11 protein-coding genes are annotated in these 13,287 nt (G+C 43.4%); 7 read left to right on the top strand and 4 right to left on the bottom strand.

Going from position 1 to position 13,287, the window contains the following annotated elements; genetic code table 11:
* Positions 1-83 precede the first annotated feature (83 nt).
* Positions 84-1,208, bottom strand: a complete 1,125-nt coding sequence (locus tag NE536_RS09020; protein WP_261272482.1) for a UDP-2,3-diacylglucosamine diphosphatase — start codon at positions 1,206-1,208, stop codon at positions 84-86.
* Positions 1,209-1,995: 787 nt separating this feature from the next.
* Between NE536_RS09020 and NE536_RS09015 the strand changes: the two genes are divergently transcribed.
* From NE536_RS09015 to NE536_RS08995, 5 genes are all read left to right on the top strand, one after another.
* The gene (locus tag NE536_RS09015) at positions 1,996-2,427 is read left to right on the top strand and encodes a hypothetical protein (RefSeq protein ID WP_261272481.1); all 432 of its coding nucleotides are present in this window, start codon (positions 1,996-1,998) and stop codon (positions 2,425-2,427) included.
* 115 nt (positions 2,428-2,542) lie between these two features.
* Positions 2,543-3,769, top strand: a complete 1,227-nt coding sequence (locus NE536_RS09010; protein WP_259509293.1) for a hypothetical protein — start codon at positions 2,543-2,545, stop codon at positions 3,767-3,769.
* Between the two features lie 389 nt (positions 3,770-4,158).
* Complete coding sequence (locus tag NE536_RS09005) at positions 4,159-4,368, top strand: hypothetical protein (RefSeq protein WP_409373210.1); 210 nt, start codon at positions 4,159-4,161, stop codon at positions 4,366-4,368.
* A 55-nt stretch (positions 4,369-4,423) separates the two neighbouring features.
* Positions 4,424-5,401: a transposase gene (locus NE536_RS09000; RefSeq protein WP_261272480.1), complete on the top strand. Its 978-nt coding sequence runs from the start codon at positions 4,424-4,426 to the stop codon at positions 5,399-5,401.
* A gap of 1,124 nt (positions 5,402-6,525) precedes the next feature.
* Positions 6,526-6,909, top strand: a complete 384-nt coding sequence (locus tag NE536_RS08995; protein WP_261272479.1) for a hypothetical protein — start codon at positions 6,526-6,528, stop codon at positions 6,907-6,909.
* Positions 6,910-7,616: 707 nt separating this feature from the next.
* Here NE536_RS08995 and NE536_RS08990 read toward each other — a convergent pair.
* Entirely contained in the window at positions 7,617-8,975 is a 1,359-nt protein-coding gene (locus NE536_RS08990; protein WP_261272478.1) for a YjiH family protein, read from the bottom strand.
* Between the two features lie 694 nt (positions 8,976-9,669).
* Between NE536_RS08990 and NE536_RS08985 the strand changes: the two genes are divergently transcribed.
* The gene (locus NE536_RS08985; RefSeq protein ID WP_261272477.1) at positions 9,670-10,383 is read left to right on the top strand and encodes a DUF998 domain-containing protein; all 714 of its coding nucleotides are present in this window, start codon (positions 9,670-9,672) and stop codon (positions 10,381-10,383) included.
* Positions 10,384-10,564: 181 nt separating this feature from the next.
* On the opposite strand, the gene NE536_RS08980 is transcribed toward NE536_RS08985, so the two are convergent.
* Both NE536_RS08980 and ubiU read right to left on the bottom strand, forming a co-directional pair.
* Positions 10,565-11,458 carry a U32 family peptidase gene (locus tag NE536_RS08980; protein WP_261272476.1) on the bottom strand — a complete coding sequence of 298 codons (894 nt, stop codon included), beginning with the start codon at positions 11,456-11,458 and terminating at the stop codon, positions 10,565-10,567.
* 40 nt (positions 11,459-11,498) lie between these two features.
* Positions 11,499-12,509 carry a ubiquinone anaerobic biosynthesis protein UbiU gene (gene ubiU, locus NE536_RS08975; RefSeq protein WP_261272475.1) on the bottom strand — a complete coding sequence of 337 codons (1,011 nt, stop codon included), beginning with the start codon at positions 12,507-12,509 and terminating at the stop codon, positions 11,499-11,501.
* 137 nt (positions 12,510-12,646) lie between these two features.
* Between ubiU and ubiT the strand changes: the two genes are divergently transcribed.
* Positions 12,647-13,180 (top strand): ubiquinone anaerobic biosynthesis accessory factor UbiT, encoded by a 534-nt coding sequence (gene ubiT, locus NE536_RS08970; RefSeq protein ID WP_261272474.1) that lies wholly within the window; start codon positions 12,647-12,649, stop codon positions 13,178-13,180.
* Positions 13,181-13,287: the final 107 nt, after the last annotated feature.

Raw genomic sequence — 13,287 nt, 5'->3', positions numbered from 1 at the left:
TAAGGTTGCTGTTTAGCGTTTGTTCATTGTGTTCCATAGCGTTATCTGATTGATGAGTCATGTTATTTAGTTGATTCATAGTGTTAGGCAACATCCCTTGGGCGAGTTTCGCCGGTATTTGTGTTTGGCATTTGCTGCGCTGCCGTTTTTTGTTGTTTGTTTTTGTGCGTCTCAGGCGGCTGTTGCACTAACGCTATGCTGCTGAGAATATCGAGATTGAGCGTTTGTTCATTCCAGCGACACAGCTGTAATTCACCGTTAAGGGTTTCGGTGATTAAGCTACAGTTTTCAACCCAGTCACCGTCGTTGGCGTAGATGATCTGCCGCTGCTCAGGCGTACTTTGGGGCGTGCAGTATTGTGCTGCTCTGGGGTGAGTTGAGAGTTCTGGCTGATGGATATGGCCGCAGATCACGCCGTCAACATCGAAATGCTGGGCATAGTTGAGCACCGCTTGGCGATAATGTCCGATAGCGGCTTGAGCCTTACCCACTTTGGATTTGATGTAACTTGCCAGTGACCAATAGGGATAACCTAAGCGTTCCCGCAGGCTGTGGAGATTGCGATTAAGGAACAGCAATAAGTCATATAAATGGTCGCCCAATATGGCGTAGAAGCGACCGACACACACATCGGCATCAAACTGATCCCCGTGGAGCATCAACAATTTATGGCCGCCAATCCCGTGGTGAATATGTTGGCGGGCAATTTTGATATTCCACAGGCTTAGTTCGGCATAGGGTTTGATCAGCTCGTCGTGGTTGCCCGGCAGATAAATCACTTGGGTGCCGTTTTGTGCCAGTTCAATGAATTTTTGTAGCACCTTATTGTGGCTATCAGGCCAATGCAGCTTACGTTTCAGCGCCCATAAATCGACTATGTCACCGACCAGATACAAGTGCTGACAACGCACGGTTTCAAGCAAACTGAGCAGGTAGTCGGCCTTGCAATCCTTACAGCCTAAATGGATATCCGATAGCCAGAGGGCGTAAACTGTGATGCTTGATGTATGGGGTGATGCCGTCTGGTTTGAAGTTAATGCGGATGGGGCAAAATAGGCGGGATTAAATCGGTTTGAGGATGTAGGTGCTGATGTCGGAGCTGATGTAGGTGTTTGCGTCGAGCGGTTAAAGGTAGGAGGTGAAAGGCTAGGGTCATTTATCTGTCCCTGCGCTGTTGTTTCAAATTCCTTGAAATTAAATCCTGTCATCTCGTATTCACCCCGTTAGGCTGTTAACGAATATGAGCTTAGTGAGGGGCTTTGACTGAATGATGAAGTTTAGATGACATGCAGATGACAAAAGGTGGATTAACTTGGACTGAACCTGTCAAGATTCACATCAGGATGCAATTAGAACCGACAGGTTGATTTAACTCACTTCTGCCCCAACAAGATAACTTTGTTGTCAGTTTGCAGCATGAATTGTCATTGTTTCCCCTGTGACTCGCCGCCCTTGCATTTAACAAGAAGCGTCCCTGAGGGCTCGACGACGGCATCCATGTCGCCAACGGTCACTGTTGCAACAATGCCAATCTTAATTAACACTTCTGCTGTTCGTTTAGCTAAAAAGCTATTGCCCCAAAGTTTGCTAGCACTTGTTTAGTGAATCGAAAACTGACGAACGAGTTGCCCTACAAAATCTCATTAATTAGCTAATGTTTGGCCCTACTGTACAGCGACTAGCAATGTATCGGTATACAGTCGTATTTAAATTTAGATACTTTTGAGTGTTTTTTAACTCATTTCTTGCGCGTTTTTCCAGCTTTAAATTAACAAAATCATTTAAAATCATGTGGATATGCTTACCAAGAATTAGTTAATTGGTTTGGATAACGCGCATGCGCGTTTTTCCGGATGGTGTATTTGATAAAAAGCTGATAAGTTCTTTACATACAGATAGTTAACTGTGCGCATTTTCACTGGTCTAATGAGGTAAACGCGCATGCGCATAAATACTAAGACGTTACGTGTCATTGAGTTCGATCGAGAAAGGTAAATGAATCTGAAATATGAAGTACAACCCCAAATAGGTATTGGCCCTGTTAAGCTTGGGATGGATCGTACTTCCGCAATAGAATGCATTGGTTTAGAGCCTACTCCAATGAGCCAGCATCCTACAGATTCATTTTATGAGGCAGGCTTTCAAATATTCTACGAAGGTGAATTGCCAAAAGTAGAAAGTATCGAGCTATCTCGCGGTTGTGGTTTCGAAGTCACGTTAGCCGGTAAATGCATTCTTGATCTTCCGGTTAATGAAGCGCTTTCAAAAATAGAGAGTATAACTGGGCTAAAGCCAGAAACAGGCGACGAAGGCTATACCTATGAAATTCAAAGCCTCGGTCTCTGGCTTTGGCGGCAATCCAACGAACCAAACGATGAAGAAGGTTTGTATTTTTCAACAATCGGTGTTGGTGCGGCCAACACGTAACAAGTCAAAGCACTCGGACTTGGTAAAGCTGTTATCTTTTTTGTTCCAAAAAAGCCGCCAACTTCACCAAGCCGGTGTTTGAGGTGTTAAGCGCTAAACAAATTTAGAGTGATTTATGCCAATAATAGATCTCAAACCAATTGAAAACGAACATCAAAAATCCTTATTCATAAATCATTTAGATGCTTTAATTCAAACTTATCAGCATAGTTCATTCGGTAGAAGCTATGTTGACTCAACTAAAAATTTTGTAAACGAAACAGAAGTTCAGGTTAGCATTGATTCTGTAGATGGGGCTATATTGATTAAAATAGTTTCCGATCTTAAAAACAGATTACTTCATATAGAATATGAAGATCTAAATAACAATGTTTTGACCGAGAAAATAACAGCACTAATACAGACTGCACTATTAAAATCACTAGGCTCTGTTAAGCAGAGTTTTTATCGCCGATTTCACTACACATATTTTGGTGAACAATTAGATGGGGAGTATTGGGTTAAAGGTGTCAGGATTGCGCCAGTGTATTATGATGAAGAAACGAAACAGATAAGGAACATTGAGCGCTATTTTTCAATCGAGCTCGAAGTAGCTGCAATAGATGAACATGACGCTAATGCTATTAGCAATGAAATGGCTGATATATATGCAGCAAGATTATCTCTATTTCTGGATGTTGGGATATCCCCTCCACGTTCTGAACAAAAATGGTTTCTATCTGAAAACTATATAGAATCAAGTATACTTCGACAAACAGGATATTATGGCTATGACCATAAACTTGAACGAATGCCGAAGAAAAAAGAAATATGTAAACTTGGTGCTTATCACGAATCTTTACATCCATATCTTCATTACGTTGGTGAAACACTAAAACTCCCAACAGAAACAAGAAAGATTTTTTCTGCTTTAGAAAAAAGCGATCAATTACTTCAATTGGCATTCAATAAATGTTGTTTTTTATATCAACAAGCTCTTACGGCAGGCAGATATTACCCTACTGTTGAATTATCATACCTAGTTGCAGCAATTGATGCTCTCACAAAATGTGAATCAGAGAAGCTAATACATTTTGGTGAATTTATTAGGTTTTATTCTGGTGCAGACGGAAATGTTGATGAATTTATAGATTTTATGCATGGCACAGTCAGATCGGCTCATTTCCATGCTGGTGAATTTTCAATTGGCGAATATTCATATACTAGATTATCAACAATTAGATATTCTGATGTTAATAAAAAAATGCTTGAGCATAATTATCGAACATGTCGAAAGTTAATTCGTAATGCGATAGCCAATTGGTGTCAACTTTTGATTAATAATACCTGTGAAAGCGCTTAGCAATAACTTAGATTTGGACGTCACTACATGCCGCCAATTAAGTCGAAGTTACCCATAGAAATTTTAATTCGAAACACACTAATTCGAACTAAAAGTCTAACTCGGAAATATCCAAAAGTGAGTTCTGTGGTGTCGAGTGGAGGTTGTACGATTAAGTCATACGATATAATCAAAACTGTCAGTTCGTGTATGAGTTACTACAAAAAATGCAATAAAAGTGGACAATAAAAGTGGACACCCAGCGTTAATAGCGCAGTTGTTATCCTCCGACTATGCTTGGGTTAAGCATTAAACAGGCAGTAAAAGAGTAAAAGAGGACACCCAGCCTAAATAGCGCAGTTGTTAACCTCCGACTATGCTTGGGTTAAGCATTAAACAAGGAGGTTTGTATGCCGCGCCCACGCAGAACTCAGATAAGTGTTGAAGACACGCCTTATTACCATTGCTGTAGCCGCGTGGTGCGGCGTGCGTTTTTGTGTGGTGATGATGCCTATTCGGGGAAAAATTATGACCATCGCCGCGCTTGGGTAGAATCACTACTGTTTGAACTCGAAGCCGTTTTTGCCATAAATATAAAAGTGGACACCCAGCCTAAATAGCGCAGTTGTTAACCTCCTACTATGCTTGGGTTAAGCATTAAACAAGGAGGTTTGTATGCCGCGCCCACGTAGAACTCAGATAAGTGTTGAAGACACATCCTATTACCATTGCTGTAGTCGCGTTGTGCGGCGTGCGTTTTTGTGTGGTGATGATGCCTATTCGGGAAAAAATTATGACCATCGCCGCGCTTGGGTAGAATTGCTACTGTTTGAACTCGAAGCGGTTTTTGCTATTGATGTGGCGGCCTTTGCTGTGATGTCCAATCATCTGCATGTGGTGCTGCGGGTCGATATCGACAGCGCCAATCGTTGGACTGACCGCGAAGTACTTGAGCAGTGGCATAAGCTGTTTAAAGGCGATGAATTAACGCAAAAATTCGCCAAAGGTGAGTTAGTTGAGGCGCATGAAGTTCACAGATTAAAGCATTCAATCGCAATTTACCGCAGCCGATTATGCGATATTTCATGGTTTATGCGCTGCCTTAATGAACCGATAGCAAGACAAGCAAATCAAGAAGATAACTGTACAGGTCGTTTCTGGGAAGGTCGCTTTAAATCGCAAGCCCTGCTCGATGAAGCCGCGGTGTTAACTTGTATGGCCTATGTTGATTTGAATCCTATTAGAGCGCAACTGGCTGATACACCAGAACAATCCGACCATACCAGTATTCAGCTGCGTATTCGGGCCGTATTAAAAGGTGAGCAACCTAAAAATCTACTGCCTTTTATCGGTAATGAGCGCGACAACCAGCCCAATGGCATTGCGTTTTTATTATCGGATTACCTTGAATTGGTCGATGATACAGGTCGAATTATTCGAAGTGATAAACGTGGGGTAATCAGTATAAATAGCGCTAAGTTACTGGCAAGATTAAATATTTCCCATGATAATTGGCTCAAGCTCACTACTGAGTTTGGCAAGCTATTTCATGGTCCGGTGGGTACGCTGCAAGCACTCACTGATTACTGTGAACATCTAGAAAAGCGACGACGGCACTTTGCCGCAAGCTGTCAGCACTTTCACAGCAACTAACTGTAATCCTGCTTAACCATCAATCACTGCCCATTTGTTTTATTGGGTGGGTTAGTATGTCATAAATACACCATTTTTTAATTAGTTAGCTCATTTTTATGCCTTAGCTTGAGCCCTTCAACTTTTGATGACTCTCATTTAAGCAATTTTAGCTCGTACAAGTTGTAGATAAACCAAAAGTGCATTATGTTGTTGATCTAAAATGGATGGCCAGATTTTTCATTAGCCAGATTTTTCACTAACTGTAATCCTGCTTAACCAAACCAATCACTGCCCATGTGTTTTATTGGGTGGGTTAGCATGTCTTAAATACACTATTTTTAATGAGTTAGCTCATTTTTATGCCTTAGCTTGAGCCCTTCAACTTTTGATGAATCTCATTTAAGCAATTTTAGCTCGTACAAGTTGTAGACAAACCAAAAGTGCATTATGTTGTTGATCTAAAATGGATGGCCAGATTTTTCTTAGCTTGAGCCCTTCAACTTTTGATGACTCTCATTTAAGCAATTTTAGCTCGTACAAGTTGTAGATAAACCAAAAGTGCATTATGTTGTTGATCTAAAATGGATGGCCAGATTTTTCCTGAACGTTTAATAACAGCATGTTATTGAACGGTGACCTTCCTACAGAGGACTTTCACCTCATTAGTTCATGCCCATGCTGGGCGTACACAAAGTGCTGCTGCGGAAAATTTACTCGCTGGCGCTCCCAAATTTCCGCAGAGCACGGCGTTGAACTAAGCCGCTGCGCGGAGCCAAAAGCTGACTCAATCGAGTGTATTAACCTCATAGAATCAGTTAGACTTAAAAAAGATGTGATGGAACACCATAATGACAAGGGAATTTCAATGAAACAGGTACATACCAAGCCATATTGCCAGTTCAAAATTGCGCTACAGCCCAGAGCCAGTATCAAAAAAGCAAATTCCTATAGCATAAAGCGTACCAATTAACCTGGACTCGGCATCGGCCAAGTCCAACAAGCTGTTTATGCCATGCAAACAGCGCAACGCATAAATACTAAAACGTTAGGCTTAATTACTCAGTTTTATATTTTAACAAACTGCTAGGGCTTTATCGCCCAGTTCCTAGCAGTTTTCAATTGTCTGGGCGTGGAGTTATATAGTGGAAATGAATGATCTTAATGCACAGGGTAACAACAACCAAAAATTTAGTTCTTCCTTGTCTGAAAGTTTGTTTTTTAAGCATTATTTAATATCGCTATTTTTGTGGATAGCAATAGTCATCCTTAATGCTTTTAGTGATCGCAGAGATGCAGTAGAAATAGGTTTCTGGATGGGGGTTGGAATAATCATACTTGTGCCTCCGTTTACTGCTCTTGGTTCATATGTTGGCAGAAAATTTAGGGATTTTACTAAGCCAGACTTTATTATGACTTCTGGTGCGGCGGAAACATTTAAAACCAAATTGTTTTGGAAGTTTGGACCACAAGTTATTGGTTGGTTTGTTGCTACAATGATTGTAGGCAATATTGTAGATAAAGCCTAATCGGGTAGCCGGAGGTGTCTAACCTCCAGCCCCCACACCACCCTGCATGCGGCTCCGCACACAACTAAAAGCATTTAGGAGATAGGGCGAAGCAGGATGCCAGAGCCGAGGGCGGTTCATTTAGAACGCCTAGCCTAAACTTTCTGGTTAGCTTCTTGTTTCGAGAGTGAACTAAGATCCATCCATCTCTTAGTGAACATAAACTCACTTTCTTAAGATAATCATTACAAATGATAATGCGAAGCATGAACTTTAGAGTTTAAGATCTAGCGCGTTTCTGTCCAAAAGCGTGCTGGGTATCTCCTTCATACAGACTGGTTACACTAGTGCCCAAAAGGTGAGCAATGGTGATTGGCGAGACGACCGTCCGCCCCATGGATGGGGCGGTCGAGCATCCACGGACGGACTAGCTGCGTGTCGGAGAGTGAATGCCATGGCAAGCCTATATGATTGAATACCAGCCAACACTTAGATCCCTGTGACTGAAATAGCAGGTCACCCAGTACAATTTGCCTACACCTTCTGTCCAAAAGTGAGTTGTGTGGTGTCGAGTGGAGATTGTACGATTAAGTCACGCTATATAATCAAAACAGCCAGTTCGTGTATGAGTTAGTGCAAAAAGGGGAGTCAGTTAATCTGACTCCCCTTTTTTAGAACGTTTGTTGGACTTACATTAAAACCTACGTTAGGCCCAAACTAGCGTAATGTTAGAACAATAAATGCGCTACACCCGCGATAACAGGCAGAGTCACTAAGGTACGTAGAATAAACACCACGAAAAGCTCAACGAAGTTGACGGGAATTTTACTGCCGATAAGCAGTGCACCGACTTCACTCATATAGATCAACTGAGTCACAGATAAGGCTGCAATTACAAAGCGGGTCATATCTGATTCAATTGAGCTGGCAAGGATTGACGGAATAAACATATCCGCAAAACCGACCACGATTGTTTTAGAGGCTTCAGTGGCTTCTGGAATATGCAGTAATTCGAGTAATGGAATAAACGGCATCCCCAGATAGTTAAATATGGGTGTGTGCTCGGCAATAATCAGTGCCAGCGTACCAATGGCCATTACCACAGGGATAATACCAAACACCATATCGACAACGTTTTTAATACCTTCATTTAAGACAGCTTTTATGCCACCAGCACTGGCGGCTTTTTCTAAGGCTTTATCAAAGCCCCAAGATAAGGCGCCATGTCCAGCGGGGATCAGCTCATCATCTGGCATGCGTGGTGTGTCATCTATGTAGTTGTCTTTCTTCCACGATAATGGTGGCAACTTAGGCACAATCACAGCGGCGGCAAAACCCGCGAGGCACACAGTCAAATAAAAGGGCACAAACATATGCTCTAACTTAACTTGTGAGATCACCACTAAGCTGAAGGTAATCGATACCGCCGAGAAGGTTGTACCAATAACTGCGGCTTCTCTCTGGGTATAAAAACGGGCTTCGTATTGTTTGCTGGTCAGCAAAATACCGACACTGCCATCACCTAACCATGAGGCCATACAATCGATAGCGCTACGACCCGGTAGATTGAACACGGGGCGCATGATTTTGGTTAATAGTGTGCCAAACAGTTCGAGCAGACCGAAGTTCAGTAACAGCGGCAACAACATACCCGCAAAGATAAAAACAGAGAACAATACGGGCAGTAAGTCATTTAAGACTAATGCACCAGTGCTTGTGGAGTTAATAGCCTCTGGGCCTAAGCCTAAATAGGTCAGTACGACAAACACTGCACCTATGATCCGTGTGACCAACCATAATGGACTGACATTCAATAAGGCATTAAGGAAGTGATTCTGGGCCACAAACTTAGGCTTAAATGCTTTTGACAGCGAAGAGGCCAGCGCCGTAACCACGATAATTATGGTTACTATAAGGGTTAACACGCCGCTCAATGCGCCTTGCAGTGCTTTAGAGATAATCGCGATAGGAATAGTGATCGCATCGTTGTAACTGATAGGGGTCATAAATAACAACAGACCGATCAGTGAAGGGACGATAAAGGTGAGTATCGTCTTAATGTTTCGATTTTTATTTTCAGTAGCCAATTTTGTACACCTTAAAGTACGAGTCGTACATGGTAAATTTGAATTAATAGCCGCACGTAACACGCTGTTGACGCCAATTAAGGTGCATTTAAATTCAACTCAAAAACGAGAATGGGGAAGATTACTCGCTTAGCTTGTCTATGTAAAACGATTCGCTAGTTAGTTTGATATAAGCAGCAAAACAGCATAGTTATTTTACTTAAGTTGTCGGTGATATTAGGTCGATGCTTTCGGGTGGGTGCAAGTAAAAACTCATTATAAACATTGTGTTAAGTATTCTTGTTTCTGGTGGGTTAATTCTTTGTGTGGTGTTGTAGTTAAAACGATTGAGATGTTGTTTCTGCGCGAAAAAACATCAGTAACTTTAGCCTTACAGCCCTATTAGTTGGTTTTTTGTGCGATTTAAGCGGGCTATCGTGATAACACTTTCTACATGGCGTGGGCAGCAAGGCTTTACGGCTACCACTGTGATGCTCAGTCTATTTTGCTACTCGGCACATTTTTATGCGACAAGCAGTTAAATCTGCTCAGTGAGATGAGTGATCTACCTCAGCATCCTGATGCTTTAGGTGTTGACTAAATAGTCGCTAATAACGATGAAAGTAAAAATATTATTCATAAAGCGGATACCCGCCGCTTTAAATCTTCTCATTTCCATGTAAGTTAGTATCACTCCTATCCAACTCAAGTATTCATGACGACAAAAGTAGAGAAGATTAAGATTAAAGGCGGCTCGACATTGGCCATTAAGTTTGGTTTTCTGGGGATCTTTGGGCTTCTAATCGGTATTGTGATGACTGTTTTAGGATTCGATGATGTCGAGTCCCATCGCTTTAATTTTTTAAATCATACCCTAAGCGAATTGGGGACTTATGGTCATTCATCTTTTGCTGTGATCCTCAACGGGGGATTGTTCTTTGGCAGTTTAAGTCTCGTCTTTTATTGTTTGTCTTCGTTACAACAGGTGACATCTTTTTGGGGATATCCCTTCTTTATCAGTCTGGCATGCACTTTTTTGGCCTTAGCGAGCGTGGGATTATTTCCGGTGAACGTGTATCACCTGCACGTTTTAGGGCTGAAATGGTTTTTCTATCTGGGAAGTTTAAGTGCAATTTTCTACTTAGCTTTAGTTTTTTTCGGCAAGTCTCATTTTGGTCGCTGGACTGGGTTATTAGCTCTCATTGTGCTGTGCAGCATGATGACGTTTCTGTATGCGCCGCAATTGGATTTAGGTTTGACCGAAGGGGATAGGCCGTTTTATCAGGAGATGGTATTGCAGCTACCGCGTCCTAGTTTGTGGTGGCCAGCCCTACTGGAATGGATAGGGCTGGGGAGTCTATTGTGCTGGACCACTGTGCTGCTTTTGAGTCAGTTACACTCCAGCCAAGATCGAACCAGCCAAGAGTGAAACCTCACTGGTTAAACTCATTCCTTAAGTTAACGTCGACGTTGGCTTAAATCCAGATTATGGTTCCCGCTCAGATTCCTCGTTAGATTAAGCTCTGCCTCATGTTCTGCCTAAGCTCAGTCTCATGTTCAGACTCAGACTCAGACTCAGACTCAGACTCTGGCTAAGGCTCTGAGTCGTGCTAGGGATTGGCATGCACAGCAAGGCCTGCTTCTCCAAACCAATAGCCGTTACACTGGGTTGTCTCTAGGTTCACATCGCTGCTAATCGCAAAATGTTGAGCATTTTCAGGCGTGTTAATTGCATCGACCAAGGCATTGGCTGTGGTGATGCAGTCAAAACTACTGGGTGATACCCGAAACACATCGATCCCCATCTTTGCCATTGTCGTTATTTCACTGCGTAAATCTAAACAACTGGCGGATTGGGTTTGGATCCCATTGAGTCTGAGTAAAGGCTGCAGCTCTTGGGTTTGCGCGAGTAGCCCTTTGCTGTATTCACGGCACACCGTTTCACAATGATCTTTGGTGAGTTGTTTGTGCCTAGCGGTAAAGCAGCGCGCCGAATGGGCGAGGGGCAAATAGCCGTGACCGAGGACCTCTACTTCAAATGGCGGCTTTTGTTGGATCACTTGGCTAAGCCAAGCTTTTGATAGCTCCACTGGCATCACAAACCTTTGCATCCCAAATCGCTGCAAAATGTCTAAACTGGCGCGATTGTAGTTATTGATACTCGCGCCGCAGACGAAGGGCAGCTTGTGCTCGTTGGCGAGATAGACTGCCGCCATATCATTCGCTTCAACGATAAATTCGCCGTTATCGACTTGGCGTTTCAGCTCAGTGTATTCCGATGGCGCTTCGATTAACGCCAGCGTTGAAATCACCACTTCTTTACCCGCCTGCTTAAGCATCTGTGCCAGTTCGAGATAATCGCCCCACTTGAGTTCACGTCTGCGGCTGCAAACGGCCTCGCCTAAATACACTAAGGGAATTTGACTGGCGGCGACTTGCTGATAAAAATCTGTGACCTGTTGTTTTTGCCAGCAATACAACAGCGGGCCTAGGGAAATATGCATTACTTATCCTTTGTTAATCTGGCGCTCTGTCCATTTACCTTTATTGCCAATCACGCTCGTAGGCGCCAAGTGTGGTGATTTGACCCTCGGAAACTTTTGCAAGGGCTTGTTCCCAATGGGGTTGGTTTTGGCTTGTTGAGTACAGTTCGGGGTTATCTCGATAGGTGTCTATGGCTTGGCGCCAAACTCTCGTAACTTGCTCAACATAGGCCGGGCTGCGTTGGCGGCCTTCGATTTTTAGCGACACTATGCCCGCCTTGGCGAGTTCTGGCAGTAGACTTAAGGTATTCAAACTGGTTGGTGATTCGAGCAAATACTGCGGCGAATCTTGATCTTCCGTGATGTAACGGCCTTTACATACCACGGGATAACCCATCTGTTCATCGAGGGCCGACTTATCAATCAACACATCATTGAGCAGCGTTAATCGGTTCTGACCTTCTTCCTGCCAGCGCACGTGTTTTGCCGGTGAACAAGAGCCGCCGGTGTTGGGCGATTGTCCCGTTACATAGGATGACAGCTGGCAACGGCCTTCGGCCATAATGCACAGGCTACCGAAGGCGAACACTTCTAAATCCACTGGGCTAACCTTGGCAAGGTCACGCACTTGTTTTATCGATAACACCCGCGGCAACACGACTCGGGCGATGTTAAAAGCTTCTTTATAAAAGTTCAGCGCGCCCAGATTGGTCGCACTGGCCTGCACCGATAAATGCAGTGGCAGCTTGGGATAGTGCCTATGGGCATAATCGAGTAAAGAAAGATCGGCGACAATTAATGCATCCATACCCAGTTTTGCCGCTAAATCAATGGCCTGATACCAGCGGTGCTCTTCACCGGGTTTTGGAAAGGTATTTAAGGTCAAAAAAATTTTCTTGCCGTGCTTTTGCGTCAGCTCAGTGGCTTCTTGCAACTTTGCGGGGGTAAAGTTTAATCCTGCAAACGAGCGGGCGTTGGTGTCGTCTTTTAGTCCTAGATACACAGCGTCGGCTCCGGCATGTAATGCCGACTTTAGCGAGGCCAGATTTCCTGCTGGACACAACAGCTCCATAGTGATGCTCCCGATAAAATGATAGCCGCTGAGTGTAGGTAAGATTGAATGGCGATGAATTGATTTAAAACAGGTTTAAGATCATAAAATCCCGATAAACTGGGATATATATGTTTTATTCTTGTAGGGTTTACGCCATGTCCGCTGTTTTTTCCGCAAAAATCGCTCAGCAACTTTTAGAATTCACCCCAAAAGCCATTGGCTTTCCCCTTGCTAAAATGCCCTTTAGCCTCAAAGCGAAAGTGATCAGCCAATTACTTGGGCTATTACTCGCCGAGCAAGCAGCAGACGATGAACTCGGATTTTTGAGTGATAAATGGGTTGCGATCCGAGTGGATGATTTAAATCTGGCCTTTGAGGTGAGTTTTAATGGCAAGTGGCAAGTCAGAGAGTTGACCGACGCGCAGGTGAGCTTTAGTGCCAACTCGGCTGAATTGGTGTTAGTGGCAGCAGCAAAGGAAGATCCCGACACGCTATTCTTCCAGCGTAAGTTGAGTATTGAAGGCGATACAGAATTAGGGCTCGAAGTGAAAAACCTGCTGCTCAGCATCGAATTTGCCTGTATGCCGACCCCAATTCGCCTTAGCGTTGAAAAGCTCGCCGCTGTGATCGAGCGTTTGCAACTCGAAGCAAAACCAACGGTTATTCTCGCTAAGTCTCCAAGTTATTGATCAAGTGATTAATGCCATTTCGCGAGATTGGCTTCTGAATAAACCACTAAAAAGCCCACTAAGTTGTTACCTTAGTGGGCTTAAGTGTGAGTCAAAACTGACTGAGC

This window comes from Shewanella septentrionalis, assembly GCF_025370265.1.
Classification (GTDB): Bacteria; Pseudomonadota; Gammaproteobacteria; order Enterobacterales; family Shewanellaceae; genus Shewanella; species Shewanella hafniensis.
Note: the sequence above shows the minus strand (reverse complement) of the source record. Positions and strands in the feature narration are given on the sequence as shown.